The sequence below is a fragment of the Mycobacterium barrassiae genome, from assembly GCF_025822765.1.
Classification (GTDB): Bacteria; Actinomycetota; Actinomycetes; order Mycobacteriales; family Mycobacteriaceae; genus Mycobacterium; species Mycobacterium barrassiae.
Genome location: NZ_JACKUK010000023.1, coordinates 412,276 through 432,765, shown reverse-complemented (window position 1 = coordinate 432,765; position 20,490 = coordinate 412,276). Strand labels below are relative to the sequence as shown.

At 67.0% G+C, this 20,490-nt stretch carries 17 protein-coding genes and 1 pseudogene; 12 read left to right on the top strand and 6 right to left on the bottom strand.

Annotation, left to right across the window (positions count from 1 at the left end):
* Window positions 1-7 precede the first annotated feature (7 nt).
* Complete coding sequence (gene smc / locus H7J93_RS12450) at window positions 8-3,592, top strand: chromosome segregation protein SMC (RefSeq protein ID WP_267306582.1); 3,585 nt, start codon at window positions 8-10, stop codon at window positions 3,590-3,592.
* Window positions 3,593-3,641: 49 nt separating this feature from the next.
* Here smc and fni read toward each other — a convergent pair whose 3' ends face one another.
* Window positions 3,642-4,661, bottom strand: coding sequence for a type 2 isopentenyl-diphosphate Delta-isomerase (gene fni, locus H7J93_RS12445; protein ID WP_267306986.1), 1,020 nt, complete (start codon window positions 4,659-4,661; stop codon window positions 3,642-3,644).
* 31 nt (window positions 4,662-4,692) lie between these two features.
* Here fni and ftsY point away from each other — a divergent pair, with 31 nt between their 5' ends.
* The 6 genes from ftsY (at window position 4,693) to H7J93_RS12415 (ending at window position 13,247) form a co-directional block, all read left to right on the top strand.
* Window positions 4,693-6,045 carry a signal recognition particle-docking protein FtsY gene (gene ftsY / locus H7J93_RS12440; protein WP_267306581.1) on the top strand — a complete coding sequence of 451 codons (1,353 nt, stop codon included), beginning with the start codon at window positions 4,693-4,695 and terminating at the stop codon, window positions 6,043-6,045.
* A 242-nt stretch (window positions 6,046-6,287) separates the two neighbouring features.
* Window positions 6,288-7,592 carry an ammonium transporter gene (locus H7J93_RS12435; protein WP_267306580.1) on the top strand — a complete coding sequence of 435 codons (1,305 nt, stop codon included), beginning with the start codon at window positions 6,288-6,290 and terminating at the stop codon, window positions 7,590-7,592.
* A gap of 33 nt (window positions 7,593-7,625) precedes the next feature.
* Entirely contained in the window at window positions 7,626-7,964 is a 339-nt protein-coding gene (locus H7J93_RS12430) for a P-II family nitrogen regulator (RefSeq protein WP_083150001.1), read from the top strand.
* An 80-nt stretch (window positions 7,965-8,044) separates the two neighbouring features.
* Window positions 8,045-10,534 carry a [protein-PII] uridylyltransferase gene (locus H7J93_RS12425; RefSeq protein ID WP_267306579.1) on the top strand — a complete coding sequence of 830 codons (2,490 nt, stop codon included), beginning with the start codon at window positions 8,045-8,047 and terminating at the stop codon, window positions 10,532-10,534.
* Window positions 10,535-10,612: 78 nt separating this feature from the next.
* Window positions 10,613-12,172 (top strand): signal recognition particle protein, encoded by a 1,560-nt coding sequence (gene ffh, locus H7J93_RS12420; protein WP_267306578.1) that lies wholly within the window; start codon window positions 10,613-10,615, stop codon window positions 12,170-12,172.
* Window position 12,173: 1 nt separating this feature from the next.
* Window positions 12,174-13,247 carry a metal-dependent hydrolase family protein gene (locus tag H7J93_RS12415; RefSeq protein ID WP_267306577.1) on the top strand — a complete coding sequence of 358 codons (1,074 nt, stop codon included), beginning with the start codon at window positions 12,174-12,176 and terminating at the stop codon, window positions 13,245-13,247.
* On the opposite strand, the pseudogene H7J93_RS12410 reads toward H7J93_RS12415, so the two are convergent.
* The 3 genes and pseudogenes from H7J93_RS12410 to H7J93_RS12400 form a co-directional block, all read right to left on the bottom strand.
* Window positions 13,244-14,815 (bottom strand): annotated as a pseudogene (locus H7J93_RS12410) (diflavin oxidoreductase). The gene H7J93_RS12415 and the pseudogene H7J93_RS12410 sit on opposite strands and share 4 nt — an antisense overlap.
* A 130-nt stretch (window positions 14,816-14,945) precedes the next feature.
* On the bottom strand, window positions 14,946-15,770 hold the full coding sequence (locus H7J93_RS12405) for a D-alanyl-D-alanine carboxypeptidase family protein (protein ID WP_267306576.1): 825 nt from the start codon (window positions 15,768-15,770) through the stop codon (window positions 14,946-14,948).
* A gap of 72 nt (window positions 15,771-15,842) precedes the next feature.
* Window positions 15,843-16,721: a D-alanyl-D-alanine carboxypeptidase family protein gene (locus tag H7J93_RS12400; protein ID WP_267306575.1), complete on the bottom strand. Its 879-nt coding sequence runs from the start codon at window positions 16,719-16,721 to the stop codon at window positions 15,843-15,845.
* A gap of 45 nt (window positions 16,722-16,766) precedes the next feature.
* On the opposite strand from H7J93_RS12400, the gene H7J93_RS12395 reads away from it, so the two are divergent.
* Window positions 16,767-17,198, top strand: coding sequence for a nuclear transport factor 2 family protein (locus H7J93_RS12395; protein ID WP_267306574.1), 432 nt, complete (start codon window positions 16,767-16,769; stop codon window positions 17,196-17,198).
* Window positions 17,199-17,201: 3 nt separating this feature from the next.
* Here H7J93_RS12395 and H7J93_RS12390 read toward each other — a convergent pair whose 3' ends face one another.
* The gene (locus H7J93_RS12390; RefSeq protein ID WP_267306573.1) at window positions 17,202-17,684 is read right to left on the bottom strand and encodes a nuclear transport factor 2 family protein; all 483 of its coding nucleotides are present in this window, start codon (window positions 17,682-17,684) and stop codon (window positions 17,202-17,204) included.
* Window positions 17,685-17,925: 241 nt separating this feature from the next.
* Between H7J93_RS12390 and rpsP the strand changes: the two genes are divergently transcribed.
* From rpsP to trmD, 4 genes are read left to right on the top strand one after another with little or no spacing between them, the layout of a single operon-like run.
* A complete protein-coding gene (gene rpsP, locus H7J93_RS12385) occupies window positions 17,926-18,456 on the top strand; it encodes a 30S ribosomal protein S16 (RefSeq protein WP_267306572.1) in 531 nt (176 codons plus the stop codon).
* 5 nt (window positions 18,457-18,461) lie between these two features.
* Window positions 18,462-18,704: an RNA-binding protein gene (locus tag H7J93_RS12380; RefSeq protein WP_003881089.1), complete on the top strand. Its 243-nt coding sequence runs from the start codon at window positions 18,462-18,464 to the stop codon at window positions 18,702-18,704.
* A 10-nt stretch (window positions 18,705-18,714) separates the two neighbouring features.
* Window positions 18,715-19,230 (top strand): ribosome maturation factor RimM, encoded by a 516-nt coding sequence (gene rimM, locus H7J93_RS12375; protein ID WP_267306571.1) that lies wholly within the window; start codon window positions 18,715-18,717, stop codon window positions 19,228-19,230.
* Between the two features lie 14 nt (window positions 19,231-19,244).
* Window positions 19,245-19,922, top strand: coding sequence for a tRNA (guanosine(37)-N1)-methyltransferase TrmD (gene trmD / locus H7J93_RS12370; protein WP_267306985.1), 678 nt, complete (start codon window positions 19,245-19,247; stop codon window positions 19,920-19,922).
* Between the two features lie 5 nt (window positions 19,923-19,927).
* Here the strand turns inward: trmD and H7J93_RS12365 are convergent, their stop codons facing one another.
* Entirely contained in the window at window positions 19,928-20,476 is a 549-nt protein-coding gene (locus tag H7J93_RS12365; protein ID WP_267306570.1) for a hypothetical protein, read from the bottom strand.
* Window positions 20,477-20,490 lie beyond the last annotated feature (14 nt).

Sequence of the window (20,490 nt, the reverse complement as noted above, 5' to 3'; positions counted from 1 at the left end):
GCACGTCGTGCACCTCAAGAGTCTGACCCTGAAGGGCTTCAAGTCGTTTGCTTCGCCGACGACTCTGCGCTTCGAGCCAGGCATCACCTGTGTCGTCGGACCCAACGGTTCCGGCAAGTCCAACGTGGTCGACGCGCTCACCTGGGTGATGGGCGAGCAGGGGGCCAAGACGCTGCGCGGCGGGAAGATGGAAGACGTCATCTTCGCCGGCACGTCGTCGCGGCCGCCGTTGGGCCGCGCCGAGGTCACCGTCACGATCGACAACTCCGACAACTCGCTGCCGATCGAGTACTCCGAGGTGTCGATCACCCGGCGGATGTTCCGCGACGGCGGCAGCGAGTACGAAATCAACGGCACCAGTTGCCGTTTGATGGACGTACAGGAGCTGCTCTCGGACTCGGGCATCGGCCGTGAGATGCACGTGATCGTCGGCCAGGGCAAGCTCTCCGAGATCCTCGAGTCGCGCCCGGAGGACCGGCGTGCGTTCATCGAGGAGGCCGCGGGCGTCCTCAAACACCGCAAGCGCAAGGAAAAGGCGGTTCGCAAGCTCGAGTCGATGTCGGCCAACCTCGCGCGGCTGACGGATCTGACGACGGAGTTGCGCCGTCAGCTCAAGCCGCTCGGGCGGCAGGCCGAGATGGCCCGTCGCGCCCAGACCATCCAGGCCGACCTGCGCGACGCCCGGCTGCGGTTGGCCGCCGACGACCTGGTCACTCGCAAGGCCGAGTTCGAGAACACCAACCAGACCGAGACGACGCTGCGCCGCGAGCACGACGAGCTGGCGGCCCGCCTCGAAGCCCGCACCGTGGAGCTGAACGCCCACGAGTCGGCGGTCGGCAGCCTCAGCGAGCGCGCGGAAGCCGCTCAGCAGACCTGGTTTTCGCTGTCGGCGCTGGCCGAGCGCGTCAGCGCCACGGTCCGCATCGCCAGTGAGCGGGCCCAGCATCTGGACACCGAGCCCGAAGCCTCCAGCGGCCCCGATCCCGAGGCGCTGGAAGCCCAGGCGGAGGAGGTCGCCGCCCAGGAGCGCCAACTGCTCGAAGCGCTCGAGGAATCGCGTGCCCGCCTCGAGGCCGCCCGCGCCGAGCTCAGCGAGCGCGAGAGTGTGGCCGCCGAAGCCGAGCGCGCGCATCTGGCCGCCGCCCGCGCCGAGGCCGACCGCCGCGAGGGCCTGGCACGGCTGGCCGGCCAGGTCGACACGATGCGCACCCGCGTCGAGTCGATCGACGAAACCGTCGCACGGCTGACGACCGGCATCGAGGAGGCCGCTGCCAAGGCCCAGCAGACTCAGGCCGAGTTCGAGATCGTTCAGGGTCGGGTGGGTGAGCTCGACGCCGGTGAGGTCGGCCTCGACGAGCACCACGACCGCACCGTCGCGGCACTGCGGCTCGCCGACGAGCGCGTCGCCGAGTTGCAGGCCGCCGAACGTGGCGCCGAACGCCAGGTGGCCTCGCTGCGGGCCCGCATCGAGGCGCTGTCCGTCGGCCTCGACCGCAAGGACGGCGCGGCGTGGTTGCAGAAAAACCATAGTGGCTCAGGGCTTTTCGGGTCGATCGCCAATCTGGTCAAGGTGCGCCCGGGCTACGAGGTGGCGATCGCGGCGGTGCTGGGCGCGGCTGCCGACGCGGTCGCTGCCGAGAACTCTGCTGCGGCGCGTGCGGCCGTCGACGCGCTGAAGCAGTCCGACGGTGGCCGCGCGGCCATCGTCCTCGGTGACTGGCCGCACCACTCCGTCCCGAACACCGGCCCGGCGCCCGAGGGCGCGTCGTGGGCGCTGGACCTTGTCGACACCCCGCAGCGCCTGCAGGGGGCGATCACCGCGCTGCTGTCGGGCGTCGTGGTGGTGCGCGACCTCTCTGCCGGGCTCGACCTGGTCGCGGTCCGCCCGCACCTGAAGGCGGTCACCGTCGACGGCGACCTCGTCGGCGCCGGCTGGGTCAGCGGCGGATCGGACCGCAAGCCGAGCACCCTGGAGATCACCTCGGAAGTCGAGAAGGCCCGAGCGGAGCTCGCCGAGGCGGAAAAGCAGGTCGGGGAGCTGTCCGCCGCGTTGGCCGGCGCCCTGGAGGAGCAGGCCGCCCGGCAGGATGCCGCCGAGCAGGCGCTCGCCGCGCTCAACGAGTCCGATGCGGCGATCTCCGCGGTCTACGAGCAGCTGGGCCGGCTCGGCCAGGACGCCCGCGCCACCGACGACGAATGGCAGCGGCTGATCCAGCAGCGCAACGAACTCGACGCAGTGCGCAGTCAGACCGTTCAGGAACTCGCTGAACTCGAGCAGCGACTGCACAACGCGCAGCAGGAGCCGACGTTCGAATCCGAACCCGTCGACCGGCAAGAGACGATGGCAGCCGCTGAGGCGGCCCGGGCGGCCGAGGTCGAGGCCCGGCTGGCGGTGCGCACGGCCGAAGAGCGTGCGAATGCCGTTCGCGGTCAAGCGGATTCGCTGCGCAGAGCCGCCGCTGCCGAGCGCGACGCCCGGTTACGCGCACAACGGGCGCGCGAGGCGCGTGTGCACGCCGCAGCGGTCGCGGGGGCCGTCGCGGAGTCGGGCCGCCTGGTTGCGGCGCGGCTCAGCGCGGCGGTGGCCCATGCGTCGCGGGTGCGCGACGAGGTCGCTGCCGAACGTCAGCACCGGGCCGCGGCGCTGGCGAAGGCGCGCGAAGAGGTCAACGAACTGGGCGCCAAGATCGCGTCACTCACCGACGCCCTGCACCGCGACGAGATCGCGAAAGCCCAAGCGGCACTTCGTATCGAGCAACTCGAGGAGCATATTCTCGAGAGCTTCGGCATGGCGGCCGCCGATCTCGTCGCCGAGTACGGCCCCGACGTGCCGCTGCCGCCGTCGGAGTTGGAGATGGCCGAGTACGAGCAGGCGCGTGAACGCGGCGAACAGGTGACGATGCCCGCGCCCATGCCGTTCGACCGGCCGACGCAGGAACGCCGCGCCAAGAAGGCCGAACGCGAACTCAACGAGTTGGGCCGGGTGAACCCGCTGGCGCTGGAGGAGTTCGCGGCGCTGGAGGAGCGCTACAACTTCCTGTCCACCCAGCTCGAGGACGTCAAAGCCGCCCGCAAAGACCTGCTCGACGTCATCGACGATGTCGACGCGCGCATCCTTCAGGTGTTCTCCGAGGCGTACGCCGACGTGGAACGTGAGTTCCAACAGGTCTTTTCGGCGCTGTTCCCCGGCGGTGAGGGACGGTTGCTGCTGACCAATCCCGACGACATGCTCACCACCGGCATCGAGGTCGAGGCCCGCCCGCCGGGTAAGAAGATCAAGCGGCTCTCGCTGCTGTCCGGCGGCGAGAAGTCACTGACGGCCGTCGCGATGCTGGTGGCGATCTTCCGCGCCAGGCCGTCGCCGTTCTACGTCATGGACGAGGTGGAGGCCGCGCTCGACGACGTGAACCTGCGCCGGCTGCTCGGGCTCTTCGAACAGCTGCGTAGCCAGTCGCAGTTGCTCGTCATCACGCACCAGAAGCCGACGATGGAGATCGCCGACGCGCTGTACGGCGTGACGATGCGCGACGATGGCATCACCGCGGTGATCAGTCAGCGCATGCGAGGCCAGGAACTGGTCGGGGTTAGTTAAGCGATTTCGGCGTGCTGGGTCTCGCTCAGCGTGACTGAACACGCCGAAATCACATGGGGGTGACGCCGCGATCGCGGAGTTCGGCGAGGTCGGCCGCTCCGCAGCCGTGCAGGCAGATCAACAGCTCCTCGATGAAGCGTTGCAGCCAATCGACAACGGCGGCAGGCGATTCGATCGCCGGCGCGAGCAGCGGCCGGGCCAGCGATACCACGTCGGCGCCCAGCGCCAGCGCCTTGGCCGCGTCCATCCCGGTGCGGATGCCGCCCGATGCGACCAGCGGTACACCTGGCAACTCCCGCCGCACCTCCAGAATCGCCTGCGCGGTGGGGATACCCCACTCGGCGAGCGCCGGATACCGGATCTCGCCGTAGCGGACGAACTGTTCGACGCGCGCCCACGACGTTCCGCCCGCCCCGGCGACGTCCACCGCCGCGATGGGACAGTCGACGAGTTCCGCGGCCGCCGCGGCCCCGATACCGTGGCCGACTTCCTTGAGCATCACCGGATAACCGATGGTCCCCGCGATCTCACACAGGCGGTCGATCGAACCGGAGAAATCGGTGTCGCCCTTGTGCTGCATGGCTTCCTGCAGCGGATTGGTATGCACCGCAAGGGCATTGGCGCTGACGCGGTCCAGCGCCTGTACGAGCGCGGGTACAACGTCCGGCGTCAGTTGGGTGAGTCCGATGTTGCCGATCAACAGTACGTCGGGCGCGATGTCGCGGACATGGAAGGTCGACGACGCGGCGCCGTTGTCGAGCATGATGCGCTGCGAACCGAGCATCATGCCGATACCGAGTTGCTGGGCCGCATCGGCCAGGTTGCGATTGATGGTGCCGGAGAGTTCGGCGCCACCGGTCATCGGGCCGATGAGCACCGGGGCGCGCAACCGGGTGCCGAGGAAATCCGTCGTCAGTTCGATGGACCCGAGGTCGGTCTGGGTCAGCGCGTTGTACGGCAGCCGGTAGCGCTCCAAGCCGGTCGTCACCGTCTGGAAGTCGACGTCCTCGCTGAGGCACACGTCGATGTGACGTCGTTTGCGGGTTTCCATGCCACCGGGGTCCAGCATCACCGCCTACCCCTCCTGACACAATGACGCAGTGACAGATTCTGTCTTGTGGATCGCGATCGCGGTCATCGCCGTTCTGGTCGTCGCCGCGCTCGTCGTGGGCCTGGTGCGGTATCGGCGCCGACGGATCAGCTTGTCGTCTACAGACACCGCCACTCCTGTCGACCGCTCCGGCGGCTATACCGCCTCGTCAGGCATCACATTCTCACAGTCAGCGCCGGCTGAGCCGGTCGAACGGATCGACACCAGCGGACTGCCCGCCGTCGGCGATGATGCCACCATTCCGCGTGACGCTCCGAAGCGGGCCATCGCCGACGTGCAGCTTCCCGAGCCGCCGGTGGTCGAAGAACCCCCGACCGAGGTCACGCCGCCGGCACCCGAAGAGCCCCCGACCGAGGAACCGCAGCCACCCGCCGCGCCACAGGCTCCCGCCGCGCCACAGGCTCCCGCCCTCGACGAGATTGCCCCGGCGGAGGGCCGGCTCGAAAGGCTGCGGGGCCGGCTGGCCAAATCGCAGAACACGCTGGGCAAAAGCATGCTCGGCCTGCTCGGCGGCGGTGATCTCGACGAGGACTCCTGGCAGGACGTCGAGGACACGCTGCTGATCGCCGACCTGGGCCCGGTCGCGACCGAATCGATCGTCACGGCGTTGCGCGCGCGAATGGCCAGCAGCCGCGTCCGCACCGAGTCCGAGGCCCGTGAGGTGCTGCGCCAGGTCCTGATCGACGAACTGCAGCCCGGCCTCGACCGGTCCATCAAGGCGCTGCCGCACGCCGACAAGCCCTCCGTGCTTCTCGTCGTCGGCGTCAACGGCACCGGCAAGACGACAACCGTCGGCAAGCTGGCGCGAGTGCTGGTGGCCGACGGCCGCCGCGTCGTGCTGGGCGCGGCCGACACCTTCCGCGCCGCCGCCGCCGACCAGTTGCAGAGTTGGGCGTCGCGCGTCGGCGCCCAGGTGGTGCGGGGTCCCGAGGGCGCCGATCCGGCGTCGGTCGCCTTCGATGCGGTGGATGCCGGTGTCGAGAACGGCGCCGACGTCGTCGTCATCGATACCGCGGGGCGGCTGCACACCAAGACCGGCCTGATGGACGAACTCGGCAAGGTGAAGAGAGTGGTGAGTCGACGCGCCGAGGTCGATGAGGTGCTGCTGGTGCTCGACGCGACGATCGGCCAGAACGGTCTGCCGCAGGCGCGCGTGTTTGCCGAAGTCGTCGACATCACCGGCGTGGTGCTCACCAAACTCGACGGCACCGCCAAGGGCGGAATCGTCTTCCGCGTCCAACAGGAATTGGGTGTGCCGGTCAAACTCGTCGGTCTTGGCGAGGGTCCCGACGACCTTGCGCCGTTCGAACCGGCGGCGTTTGTCGACGCCTTGCTGGGTTGACGAACACCCGGATTGGCCGGATAGTACGCGCGCTTTCGTTGGTGAAACATGAGCGTAACCACGAATGCCTGCGCGTTCACATTGATGAAACTTGAGCGCATCACGGGTGAAACGCGCGCCACAGAGTCTCTTTGCGAGGCCGATGCGATTGGCCCGCTTCCCAAGGAGGTTCACACAAAGTGGTTCTAGCCTTACCTTTAGCCCTACCCGACGATGCGTTCGCGCCCTTTGGTCCAGACGGCATGAGCGCCGGCGACACCGCGTGGGTGCTTACGGCTGCGGCGCTGGTGTTGTTCATGACACCGGGCCTGGCGTTCTTCTACGGCGGCCTGTCGCGTCAGAAGTCCGTGCTCAACATGATGATGATGTCGTTCGGCTCCATCGGCACCGTCAGCGTCATCTATGTGTTGTGGGGCTACTCGATGTCGTTCGCGTCGGCACACACCGGCAATAGCGACATCCTGGGTATCTTCGACAACCCCTTCTCGTTATTCGGGGTCAGCCAACTTCTGGAAACCAAGGAAGTCGGCGAGGACACGCTCTACGTTCTCGGCGGCTTCGGGACGGTTCCCGCGATCGTCTGGGTCGGTTTCCAGCTCACCTTCGCAGTCATCACCGTCGCCCTGATCAGCGGCGCGATGGCAGAGCGGATGAAGTTCGGCACCTGGCTGCTCTTCGGGGGCATCTGGGTCACCCTTGTCTACTTCCCCCTGGCCCACATGGTTTGGGGTGGCGGACTGCTGTCGGGGGCCGAAAACGGCTTCGCATCATGGATATTCGGCTACGACGCTGAAGCGGGCTCGGCCAACGTTGCGCCCATCGACTTCGCCGGTGGCACCGTGGTGCACATCAACGCGGGTATGGCAGCGCTTGTGCTCGCTCTGCTTCTCGGTAAGCGACGTGGATTCGGCAAGATCGCCTACCGGCCGCACAACGTTCCGTTCGTCCTGCTCGGTGCGTCGATCCTGTGGTTCGGATGGTTCGGCTTCAACGTGGGCTCCGAGGGTGCCGCCGATATGCTCGCCGGCCAGGTCTGGGTGAACACCACCGCCGCGACTGCCGCCGCAATGCTGGGCTGGCTGTTGGTGGAGCGCATCCGTGACGGCAAGCCGACGAGCGTCGGTGCCGCCTCGGGCATCGTTGCAGGCCTCGTCGCGATCACCCCGGCATGCGGTGCGCTGTCGCCGGTCGGCTCGCTGATCCTCGGTGCCATCGCCGGCGCGCTGTCGGCACTTGCCATCAGCCTGAAGTACAAGCTCGGCTATGACGACTCGCTCGACGTCGTCGGTGTGCACCTCGTCGCTGGGCTGTGGGGCACCATTGGTATCGGCTTGCTGGCGACTGAAACCGGTTTGTTCTACGGCGGCGGTTTCCAGCAGCTGGTCATCCAGGCGGTAATCGCTGTGGTGGCAGTCGTGTTCACCGGGATCATGACCGCGATCATCGCGTTCATCGTGAAGCCGCTGGGTTGGCGTGTGAGCGAAGAAGACGAGGAGACTGGTATCGATGAAGCCGAACACGCTGAAACGGCTTACGAGTTCGCCTGATCGGCGACAATTTCATCGGAAGGGATGAACTAAATGAAGCTGATTACCGCGATCATCAAGCCGTTCACGCTCGAAGACGTCAAGACCGGGCTCGAGCAGACGGGCATCCTCGGAATGACCGTCAGCGAGGTGCAGGGTTACGGCCGGCAGAAGGGCCACACCGAGGTTTACCGCGGTGCGGAGTACTCGGTCGACTTCGTGCCCAAGGTCCGCGTCGAGGTCGTCGTCGACGACTCGGCCGTGGACAAGGTGGTGGACGTGATCGTTCAGGCCGCACGCACGGGCAAGATCGGCGACGGCAAGGTATGGGTCAGCCCCGTTGAGACCGTGGTGCGAGTGCGCACGGGCGAGCGCGGGAGCGATGCCCTTTGACCGACGTGACGTAATAAGAGGTTGTCTCCCGGCCGTTGCACCGTGAGCGTTTAGAGGTAAGGGCCGGGGGAGGACACGAAATGACAGAGCAGAGACCAGATCCCGCCGCCGGGCGTCCTCGATGGGAGGCCCCGGCGGCGGGCTCTTTGCGTCCCGCGACCGATCTGGCGCAGGCCGCCGAGCAGCTGCTGACCAATGACGCCCGCCACCTGGATTCGGCGGCGCTGCGCGACGCTCTGCTGGATCTGCACGAATTCTGGCTCACCACAAAGGCCGCCGAGATCGGCATCACGCCGACCAGCGGCTTCGCCATCGTCGCGACCGGTGGGCTCGGCCGCGGCGAACTGGTGCCCTACTCCGATCTCGACCTGACATTGCTCCACGACAACATGCCGCACGACGTTGTCGGCCAGGTCGCCGAACTACTCTGGTATCCGTTGTGGGACGCCAATATTCGCATCGACCACAGCGTCCGGACGGTGCCCGAGGCGCTGGCCGTCGCCAACGACGACATCTCCGCCGGGCTCGCGATGCTCGAAGCGCGGCATATCGCCGGTGATTCGGATCTATCGAACCTGCTGATCGGTGGAGCGCGACGGCAGTGGCGCACCGGAATCGCCTCGCGCTTCGAAGAACTCGTCGAGCACACCCGCGCGCGGTGGGAGCGCAGCGGCGAGATCGCCCACCGCGCAGAGCCCGACCTCAAATGCGGCCGCGGCGGCCTGCGCGACGTTCAACTGCTCAACGCACTGGCGATCGCGCAGCTCGCCGATGTCTATCCCAGCCGGTCTCTCGCCTCGCCGACCGAGTCGCTGGGTGAGGCGCACATGACGCTATTGAATGTCCGCACCGAGCTGCACCGGGTCGCCGGGCGTGGCCGCGAGCTGCTGCTGGCCCAGCACGCCGATGAGATCGGCGCGGCGCTGCGCATCGGAGACCGCTTCGATCTGGCCCGCATGCTGTCCGACGCGGCGCGCACCATCAGCTTCTACGTCGAGGCCGGTATCCGCACCGCCGCCAATGCGCTGCCCAGACGCGGGCTCTCTGCCTTTCGCCGTCCCACGCGCCGCCCTCTCGACGAAGGTGTGATCGAGTTCGCCGGTGAGGTGATCCTCGCGCGCGACGCGCGCCCCGAACGTGACCCCGGCCTGATCCTGCGGGTGGCGGCCGCGTCAGCCAACACCGGCCTGCCGATGGCGTCGTCCACGCTGGCCCGGCTCTCTGAAACCGCGCCCGAGCTGCGCACCCCGTGGCCGCGCCAGGCGCTCAAGGACCTGCTGGTCATGCTGGCTGCCGGCCCGCCCGCAGTGGCCACCATCGAGGCGCTGGACCGCACCGGTCTGTGGGGCCGTCTTTTTCCCGAGTGGGGTGCGGTCCGCGACCTGCCGCCCCGCGACGTGGTGCATATCTGGACCGTGGATCGCCACCTCGTCGAAACCGTCTCGCGGGCAAGCGCATTCACCACCAGAGTGTTGCGGCCCGATCTGTTGCTCCTCGGCGCGCTGTGCCACGACATCGGCAAGGGCCGCGGTGGCGACCACAGCGTCATCGGCGCCGACCTGGCGGTTCAGATCGGCACCCGGCTCGGCCTGTGGCCATCGGATGTCGACATCCTGTCCAAGGTGGTGCGCCACCATCTGCTGCTGCCGCACACCGCCACGCGACGCGATCTGCAGGACGCCAAGACCATCGCGGCGGTGGTCGAAGCCCTCGACGGTGACCTGGTCGTGCTCGAACTGCTGCATGTGCTGGCCGAAGCGGACTCGCTCGCGACGGGTCCTGGGGTGTGGGGCGACTGGAAGGCCTCGCTCATCGGCGATCTGGTGCGTCGCTGCCGGCTGGTGATGGCCGGGGAACCGTTGCCGGAACCCGATCCCATTGACCCGCGCTACCTTTCGCTGGCGGCCGAGGTCGGTGTGCATGTCGAGCTCACGCCCGCCGACAGTCCCCACATCTACAACGTGACCATGATCGCGCCCGACCGCAGGGGGTTGTTGTCCAAGGCGGCGGGTGTGCTTGCACTGAACTCGCTGCGCGTGCATTCGGCGTCGGTCAACGGGCACGCGGGTTCGGCGATCAACACGTTCGTCGTCTCACCGCACTTCGGGTCTCCGCCGGCGGCCGAGTTGTTGCGGCAGCAGTGGATCCTCGCTCTCGACGGCGACCTCGACGCGCTCGCGTCGTTGGACAAACGCGATCGCGAGGCCGCCCAGTACGGGACGGCGCGCGCAGGGGAGGTGCCGGACGCGGTGCCGATCAACCACGTGACCGCTCCGCCGCGGATCCTGTGGTCCGAGGGTCGAGCCCCGGGTGAGCTGGTGGTGCAGATCCGCAGCACGGACCGCACCGGGCTGCTGGCGAGGCTGACGGCGGTGTTCGAACGCGACGGCGTCGATATCGCGTGGGCGAAGGTCACCACGCTGGGTTCGTCTGTGGTCGACGTCTTCGGCATCTCGGGCCCCGCGCTGGCCTCCGGCAACGTCGAAGCGGTGCGTGCCGAACTCGAGCGCGACCTGTACGCCGTCCTGCCGGCACCTGCGCCTGCGAAGCCGGTTTCAGAGGCCAGTTAGGGTCCGGCGGGCAGGAGAGCGTTGGGGGTACCGCCCGCCGAAGGCAGGGGGACGACCGGGGGAAGTAGGGTGGAGCGCGTGTTTGAATCGCTGTCCGACCGGTTGACCGGCGCCCTCCAGGGGCTGCGCGGCAAGGGGCGGTTGTCCGACGCCGACATCGACGCGACGACCCGCGAGATTCGGTTGGCGCTGCTCGAAGCGGACGTCTCGCTGCCGGTGGTGCGCGAGTTCGTCGCACGGATCAAGGAACGCGCCAAGGGTGCGGAGGTATCCGGCGCGCTGAACCCCGCCCAGCAGGTCGTCAAGATCGTCAACGAGGAACTGATCACGATCCTCGGCGGCGAGACGCGCCAGCTGGCGTTCGCCAAGACCCCGCCGACGGTCATCATGCTCGCGGGTCTGCAGGGCTCCGGTAAGACCACGCTGGCCGGCAAGCTCGCGAAATGGCTGAAGGGGCAGGGTAATTCGCCGCTCCTTGTGGCGTGCGACCTTCAGCGGCCCGGCGCCGTCAACCAGCTCCAGATCGTCGGTCAACGCGCCGGTGTCGAGGTGTTCGCCCCGCATCCCGGCACCATCGAGGGCTCCGACGACTCGGCGCCCGGGGATCCCGTCGCGGTGGCGGCGGCCGGCCTCGCCGAGGCGAAGGCCAAGCACTTCGACATTGTCATCGTCGACACCGCCGGGCGCCTCGGCATCGACGACGAGCTGATGAGCCAGGCCGCCGCGATCCGGGACGCCATCAATCCCGACGAAGTGATCTTCGTGCTCGACGCGATGATCGGCCAGGATGCCGTCACCACCGCCGAGGCGTTCCGCGAGGGCGTCGGCTTCACCGGTGTGGTGCTGACCAAGCTCGACGGCGACGCCCGCGGTGGTGCCGCACTGTCGGTGCGCGAGATCACCGGCGTGCCGATCCTGTTCGCCTCCGCAGGTGAGAAGCTCGAGGACTTCGACGTCTTCCACCCCGACCGCATGGCAAGCCGGATCCTGGGCATGGGCGACGTGCTCACCCTCATCGAGCAGGCCGAGCAGGTCTTCGACGCCCAGAAGGCCGAAGAGGCGGCCGCCAAGATCGGCAGCGGCGAGCTGACGCTGGAGGACTTCCTCGAGCAGATGCTCGCGATCCGCAAGATGGGTCCGATCGGCAACCTGCTGGGCATGCTGCCCGGCGCGGGGCAGATGAAGGACGCGCTGGCGGCCGTCGACGACAAGTCGCTCGACCGGCTGCAGGCGATCATCCGCGGGATGACGCCCGAGGAGCGGGCAGACCCGAAGATCATCAACGGTTCGCGCCGGCTGCGTATCGCCAACGGCTCCGGTGTCACGGTCGGTGAGGTCAACCAGCTCGTTGAGCGGTTCTTCGAGGCGCGCAAGATGATGTCGTCGATGGCGGGCCAGATGGGCATGCCCTTCGGCCGCAAGTCCTCGACCCGCAAGTCGGGTAAGGGCAAGAAGGGCAAGGGGCAAAAGGGCCGGAAGAAGGGGAGCGGGCCGACGCCGCCGAAGGTGCGCAATCCACTGGGCGCCGGAATGCCTGCCGGCTTCCCCGACCTGTCGAATATGCCCAAGGGCCTCGACGAGCTTCCGCCTGGCCTCGCCGACATCGATCTGTCGAAGCTGAAGTTCCCCAAGAACTGATATGCGCCTGCACCTGCGCGGTCGGGGTCTACCCGACGAGGAGCCGGTGGAGTGGTGGATCGTCGACGGTGTTTTGAGCGCGGAGCCCGTCGCCGATGCGGAGACCGTCTTCGACGGCGGATGGATTCTGCCGGGTCTCGTGGACGCGCACTGCCATGTCGGACTCGGCGAGCACGGTGCGATCGACAACATCGACGAGTGCGTCGAGCAGGCCAAGGTCGAACGCGACGTGGGCGCCCTGTTGCTGCGTGACGCGGGCTCACCCATCGACACCCGTAGCCTCGACGATCATGACGACCTGCCGCGAATCATCCGCGCGGGTCGCCACCTCGCCAAACCCAAGCGCTATCAGCGCGGCTTCGCGATTGAGCTGGACGACGAGTCCCAGCTGCCCGAGGCGGTCGCCGAGCAGGCGCGGTTCGGCGACGGCTGGGTGAAGCTCGTCGGCGACTGGATCGACCGCGAGATCGGAGACCTGGCACCGCTGTGGTCCGACGACGCGTTGAAAGCCGCCATCGATGCCGCCCACGACAACGGCGCCCGCGTCACCGCGCACGTATTCAGTGAGGACGCGCTGCCTGGGCTGATCAAAGCCGGAATCGACTGCATCGAGCACGGCACCGGCTTGACCGACGACACCATCGACCTGATGGTCGAGTACGGCACCGCGCTGGTACCCACGCTCATCAACATCGAGAACTTCCCCGGAATCGCCGATAACGCAGCCAAATTCCCGGTTTACGCACGCCACATGCGCGACCTGCACCAGAAGTGTCCCGCGCGCATCGCCGCCGCGCGCGAGGCGGGCGTGCCGCTTTACGCGGGCACCGACGCGGGCAGCATGGTCGCGCACGGGCGGATCGCCGACGAGATCGACGCGCTCAAGGGCGTCGGGATGAGTCCCACCGACGCGTTGGGCGCGGCGTGCTGGGACGCTCGAGAGTGGTTGGGCCGGGCACGAATCGAGCACGGCGCCTCGGCCGACCTGGTCTGCTACCGCGACGACCCCCGAGCGGGCGCGGACGTCGTCAATCACCCGGACCTGGTGATCCTGCGGGGCAAGGTGTTCCGCTAGTAAACGTCGCGCAGGTACCGGTGTGACTTGATGAGGTCGTTGACGTACGCGTGCGCCGCAGCCGGATCCATTCCGCCGCAGGTGGCGACGATGTCGTGCAGTGTCGCGTCGACATCCTTGGCCATCCGTTCGGCGTCGCCGCAGACGTAGAGGTACGCGCCGTCCTGCAGCCAGCGATAGAGCTCGGCGGCGTGTTCCCGCATACGGTGCTGCACATAGGTTTTCGGCGTCCCCTGCGTACTGTCACGTGAGAAGGCGAGGTCGAGTCTGCTGAGGGTGCCCGCCTCCGCGAAGGCCTGCAACTCGTCACCGTAGAGGAAATCGGTGGCCCGTCGCCGGTCGCCGAAAAACAACCACGACCGTCCCCGCGCTCCGGTCGCCTGACGCTCCTGCAGGAAGGCGCGGAACGGCGCGATGCCCGTGCCAGGGCCGATCATGATGATCGGCGCATCATCGGCGGGCAGCCGGAAGTGGTGGTTCGGGCGCAGATGCACGCGCACCATCTCCCCGCGTTCGGCCAGGAACGTGGAGGCCACGCCGCCGTGTGTGCGGTCCTCGGCGTGGTAGCGCACTGTGGCGACAGTCAGGTTGACGCGGTCGGCGGATATCAGCGGGCTCGACGCGATCGAGTAGTCGCGGAACTGCAGCGGACGCAGTGTGTCGATCACCTCGTCGGCGGCCAGGCCGCCCAACTTGATCAGGTCGAGCACATCCTTGCCCTAGAGCCAGGAACCGGGCACCGTCGCACCGTCACTGTTGAGCGCGGCGATCGCCTGTTCATCGTTGGTTCGGCTGGCCACCAATGCCTTCAGCGCGCGTGATGGCGTCCGGATCTCCAGGCTATTCGTCAGCAGCACGCCCAGCGGTTCGTCGTGGCCGACGACCGGGTAGTCGGCTCCGACGCCCAGCTGTGCCAGCACCGCCTCGACGAGTACGGGATCGTTGGTCGCGTGCACCGCAATCGAATCGCCTGCGGTGTAAGTGATTCCGGTGTTGGCGAGGTCCAGTTCGTAGTGGCGGACCTCCTTGTCGGACGCGTCGGCGGTGAGCCGTCGGTTGACGACCAGTCGGACGTCGACGGGATGGTTACGCTCGCGGGTCGACGTAGGCTCGGTGTCCTCGATGACGGTGACGACGGCAGTCGGCGTCGAACCGCTCTGTTCGGCGGCCAGCAACTTGACGACATCGGTCGACCACGCCTTGGCCGGCTCTTCGTAGAAGCCGTCGATGTCCACTCGTTCGGTCAGCCGGGTGGCGCCGAGTTCCTCGAGTCGCTCGTCGAGCAACTTGCCTGCGTTGCAGAAGAGGTCGTACGAACTGTCGCCGAGGGCCAGCACAGCGAAGCTCAGGTGTTCGAGTCGCTCTGTCTCACCGCTGATCGCTTCCCAGAACAGGGTGGCGTTGTCGGGGAACTCACCGTCGCCGAACGTGGATGTGACGACCACGAAGTGGGTGGCCGTCTGAAGGTCGCCGACGTCGATCTGGTTGAGTTCGATGGCCTCCGCTTCGATCCCAGCGGTGCCGAGCAACTCGGTGAGGGTCATCGCCGCGTCCTCGGCGTTGCCCATATCGGTGCCATATCCAACGATCAGTGAAAACTGCCGGCCGGCCACGAACGCTTCCCCTCGGTCTTGAATTTAGGGACCTTACTTGAAGGGGAAGCGCTGCGTGGGGCTCCCTTTTTCGGGGGAGGATGCGTCAGCGGGACTGGCTAAAACCCCAGTCGAACAGCTTGATCGCCTGGCCGTACAGATCGCCGGTGCCGTACATCTCGACGACGACGAGTCGCCGGTTACCCCGCTGGGCGGCCGCGACATAGGTGTGGCGAGCGAGGTTCGTGAACCCCGTCTTGCCCGCGAACGTGCCGGGGTAGCGGGTCAGCAGTTCGTTCTGGTTGGTAAGGGTCTTGCCGGGGAACTCCGCCGATTGCGCGCGCATGACCTGCGCGATCAGTGGGTTGGCAAGCGCCGCGCGATAGATGACCGCGAGGTCGTGTGGCGTGGTGGTGGATTCCCATCCCGGCCCGTCGAGGCCCGACGGCGACGACGCCTTCGTCGAACGCGCACCCACGGCCGCCGCCTTGCGGTTCATGGCGGGCAGCGCGACACCTTGTCCACCGAGCATGTCGGCCAACATGTTCGCCGCATCGTTGCCCGACACCATCAACAGTGCCGCGAGCAGCTGGCGCACCGTATACGGCTGGCCCGGCTTCAGGCCCACGCAGGAGCACTCGACCTCGGTGTGCGACGAGTTGGCGCGGGCGAAGCTGTCCGGGTGCAGATGGTCCAGCACCACCATCGCCAGCAGCGGCTTGATCGTACTCGCCGGTGCATGCGGCTCATATGGGTTGCGGGAGGCCAGAATTGCGCCGGTGTCCAGATCGGCGAGCAACCACGCCTGCGCCGGCCCGTCGGGCAGCGCGACAGCGCCCGCAGGCTCGTTACCTGGCTGGGCTGCAGCATACGGCGCGACCGTAGTGGCCGCGCATAGCGTGATCGCCAACGCGGCCAACAACTTTCGCACGAACGCCGAGCCTAACCGGCGCGTTTGCAGACCCGGTCTCGAACGCGTTGCGATTCAGCAACTTTGCATCGGCTAGAGCGTGCCGACGCTTGCGCTCCTGTCGAGTGAGAAACCCCAGTCGAACAAGCTCGTGGCCTGATCCCAGTAAGTCGGCTGACCGGGTTTGTCCATGCCGTACATCAATGCGACGACCAGTCGCCTGCCGTTACGACCGGCCGCGCCGACGAACGTCTTCTGCGCGAGGTCCGTGAAGCCGGTCTTGCCGCCGAGCATGCCTGGATAGCGCTTCAGCAATTCGTCCTGATTGACCAGCACCTTGTCTCCGGTCTTGGTGGGGAAGACCGCGGTCGGCTGCGCGGTGATCTGCGCGAACACCGGGTTGGCCATGGCGGCGCGGAAGATGACCGCCAGGTCGTGCGGCGAGGACCACATGTCGATGCCCGGGCCGTCGAGTCCCGACGGTGACCCGGCGTTGGTGCCGTACGCGCCGAGCAGTGCGGCGTTGCCGTTCATCTTCATCACGGCGACGTCCTGGCCGCCGAGCATGCTGGCCAGCGTGTTGGCGGCGTCGTTGCCGGACACCAGAAGCAACGCCTCGAGCAACTGGCGCGCGGTGTAGACCATGCCGGGCGTCACGCCCGCACAGTTGCATTCGACCTTGGTATCGGCTTCGTTCGCGACGATCGTCGTGTCCAGCGGGAGCTCATCGAGCACCGTCAATGCCAGCAAGACCTTGATGGTGCTGGCCGGTGCGTACTGGCCGTACTCATCGCGCGACGCCAACACGGCACCGGTGTCCATATCGGCGAGGATCCAGGCGCGGGCCGGCCCGTCGGGAATCGGCACCGAACCCGATGGCTGAACGACGCCGGCGGGTACCGCCGACGCGACCGCGGTCCCCCCGGCGACCAGGCACAGCGTGGACGCGATGCAGACGAGAAACCTCCGCATGACGGGTGAGCCTATCGTCGCGCTGCAATCGTGTTCAATCGACGCATGTTGAGCTTGGAAGAGATATCGGATCGGTTCGAGATTCAGCAGTTGATGGTCGACTACTCATCGGCGATCGACCGCAAGCAGTTCGACGACCTGGATCGAGTCTTCACCCCGGATGCCTATATCGACTATCGGGTCACCGGTGGGATCGACGGCCGCTTTCCGGAGGTCAAGGCATGGCTGAAGGATGTGCTGCCCAATTTCCCCGCGTACTACCACATGCTGGGCAACTTCGATGTGCGCATCACCCGCGATCAGGCTGGCGACTCCGCGTCGTCGCGCACCATCTGCTTCAACCCGATGGTCTTCAACGTCGAAGAGAAGCAGATCCTGTTCGTCGGCATCTGGTACGTCGACGAGTTCGTTCGCACCGCCGAGGGCTGGCGGATGAGCAAGCGCGTCGAGGAGAAGTGCTTCGACAAACTCCTGTAACGCTCACCGTCGAGCCAGTTTGGCCGCCGTCCGCGTCATCCGGTCCGAAATACGCACGGAGAACAGCGGATTGAAGATATCCGTGCGTAAACGTGTCAGTGTCGAACTCTTGATGCGCCACTGACCGTCGATCTTTTCGTAGGTTTCGTGATAGTGCCCCCAGCCGTCGAGGTTGAGCCCGGGCGCCAATCGCACGATGTCATTGAGCGCCCAAACGCCGCGCGCCGTCGTCGGCGACGTCAGTTCGATCTCCGGTGCGTGCACCTGGTGCACGGTCGGTTGGTCCTTCAGGTTCTTGCGCACGAATGCGACGAACTCGTCGGCGCCGTCGATCACCTTGCCGCCCGACGGCGACGTATCGCTGTGGAAGTCGTCGGCGAAGATGTTCCGCCACGCCTGCCAGTCCTTGGTGTCCAGGAACCGGCAGTAGCGGGCCTTCAGCTGCTTGATGGCCTCGATCTCGAGCAGGGTGGTCGCGGCATCCATCCCGCGAGCGTGACACTATCGGCCGAAGTTGTAAAGAATAGACACTGACTGGTGGAGCCGGACGAATCCGTACGCTGGAGCGCGATTTTCCCCGGTAGGGGCTGTTCTGGCACAATGGTCGGCTGTCTGCCATGCGACTACGGCTGCATGGCGGTCACACACGTAAAGCAAAACCGGGTGCAGGCAACCGGCCGGCACCGCTGAATTGCGGCGTGGCAATTACAGGAGAAGTCGCTTAACCATGGCTGTCAAGATCAAGCTGACCCGGCTTGGCAAGATCCGCAATCCCCAGTACCGCATCGCCGTCGCCGACGCGCGCACCCGCCGCGATGGTCGCTCGATCGAGGTCATCGGCCGGTACCACCCGAAGGAAGATCCGAGCCTCATCGAGATCAACTCCGAGCGCGCGCAGTACTGGCTCAGCGTCGGCGCTCAGCCCACCGAGCCCGTGCTGCAGCTGCTGCAGATCACCGGCGACTGGCAGAAGTTCAAGGGTCTGCCGGGTGCCGAGGGCACGTTGAAGGTCAAGGAGCCCAAGCCGTCGAAGCTGGATCTGTTCAACGCGGCGCTCGCCGAGGCCGAGGGCGGTCCGTCGGGCGAGGCCACTCAGCCCAAGAAGAAGAAGGCCCCGGCCAAGAAGGCCAGCGACAAGGCCGAGAAGGCCGACGAGAACGCTGACGACACCGCTGAGAAGGCCGCCGAGACCGAGCCGGCTGCTGAGGCCGCCGAGGCCACGCCTGCCGAGGCCGCACCCGAGTCGTCCGAGAGCTGACCGCTGTGAGTTCTGTCGTCGTCGACGCAGTCGAGCACCTGGTTCGCGGGATCGTGGACAATCCCGATGATGTTCGTGTCGATATGGTGACCAGCCGCCGCGGGCGCACCGTCGAGGTGCATGTCCATCCCGACGATCTCGGCAAGGTCATCGGCCGCGGCGGACGCACGGCGACCGCGCTGCGCACCTTGGTGGCCGGCATCGGGGGCCGGGGAATCCGCGTCGACGTGGTGGACACCGACCAGTAGAGCGGTCGATATGGACCTGGTTGTCGGGCGGGTCGTCAAGGCACACGGCATCACCGGTGAGGTGGTCGTCGATGTCCGAACCGACGACCCCGACATCCGATTCGCGCCCGGCGCCAGCCTCCGTGCCCGCGCCAAGGGTGGAACCGAACGCCGCTTCGTGGTCGAGTCCGCGCGCCCGCACGGCGGGCGGCTGCTGATCCGGCTCGACGGGGTCGCCGACCGCGACGGTGCCGACGCATTACGCGGCACACTGTTCGTCGTCGATACCTCCGAGCTGCCGCCCATCGACGAGCCCGACGAGTTCTACGACCATCAGCTCGAAGGGTTGCAGGTGCGCACGACTGACGGAGAGGCGGTCGGCACCGTCGCCGAGGTGCTGCATACCGCGGCGGGCGAATTGCTCTCGGTGCGAACCGGCGAACGTGAAGTCCTGGTGCCCTTCGTCGAAGCGATCGTGACGTCTGTGTCGCTGACCGATCAGGTCATCGAGATCGACCCGCCCGAGGGCCTGCTGGAACTCGAATGACGGAGCGCACAGAGTTGCATATCGACGTGGTGACCGTTTTCCCGGATTACCTCGACCCGCTGCGGCAGGCCTTGCCGGGCAAGGCGATTGCGGCCGGCATCTTCACGCTCGCCGTGCACGATCTGCGCCGCTGGACCCACGATGTGCATCGGTCGGTCGACGACGCGCCCTACGGCGGTGGTCCAGGCATGGTGATGAAGGCCCCGGTCTGGGGTGAGGCTCTCGACGAAATATGTTCCGAGGAAACACTTCTCGTGGTTCCGACACCTGCGGGCAGGCTGTTCACTCAAGCGGACGCCCAACGGTGGAGCACCGAGAAGCATCTGGTGTTCGCCTGTGGCCGGTACGAAGGCATCGATCAGCGTGTCGCCGACGATGCGGCGCGCCGGATGCGGGTCGAAGAGGTGTCGATCGGTGACTACGTGCTGCCCGGCGGGGAGTCCGCGGCGTTGGTCATGATCGAAGCGGTGGTTCGGCTGTTGCCCGATGTGCTCGGCAATCCCGCGTCACACCAGGATGATTCGCATTCCGACGGGCTGCTGGAAGGTCCGAGCTACACCCGGCCGCCGAGCTGGCGCGGACTCGATGTACCCGAGGTCCTACTGTCCGGCGACCACGCCAAGATCGCGGCGTGGCGACGCGAGCAGAGTCTTCAGCGCACCCGTGAGCGTCGCCCCGACCTGTTGGACTAACGCGCTCAGGTGACGTACTCGACGCTTCCGTTGAGGTCCATGATGCCGAGTTCCACTTCGAGCAGTGGCTGACGCTGCTGCACCTGATTACGGAACTCCCGCAGCGCGGTCGACAGCACCTCGGTTTCATACGCCCTGTCCGTCCTGATCCGGTCGCCATAGGCGACCGCGGCGGCACCGCAGTCCCGGTGCGTCATGCCGATGATCCGGTTCAACCAGTGCAGCTCGACGGAGATGGCGAGGTTTTCCCAGAACGTCTCCTGCCACGCCGCGAAGGCCGGTGCCACCACGCCGACCGGTCCGCCGGCGAGTGCGAACTCGCTGTAGTTGTTCTGCCAGCCGCGACCCGTCATGTAGTTCCAGGCGTCGGTGGTGAACCGAGGGTCGATGCACTTCATCAACATCGCCTCATAACCCTCGTCGGGGGCGGCCTGGGCCTGCGGGGCGGTCCCCGTCGCGATGACAGTGGACACCGCAGCGGCACCGACGCCTAGCCCCGCCAGCAGTGCTCGACGTGTTAGGTGGGCTTCGTGCGAGCCCTCGACCCGTTCCATCGCGCGCCTTTCGT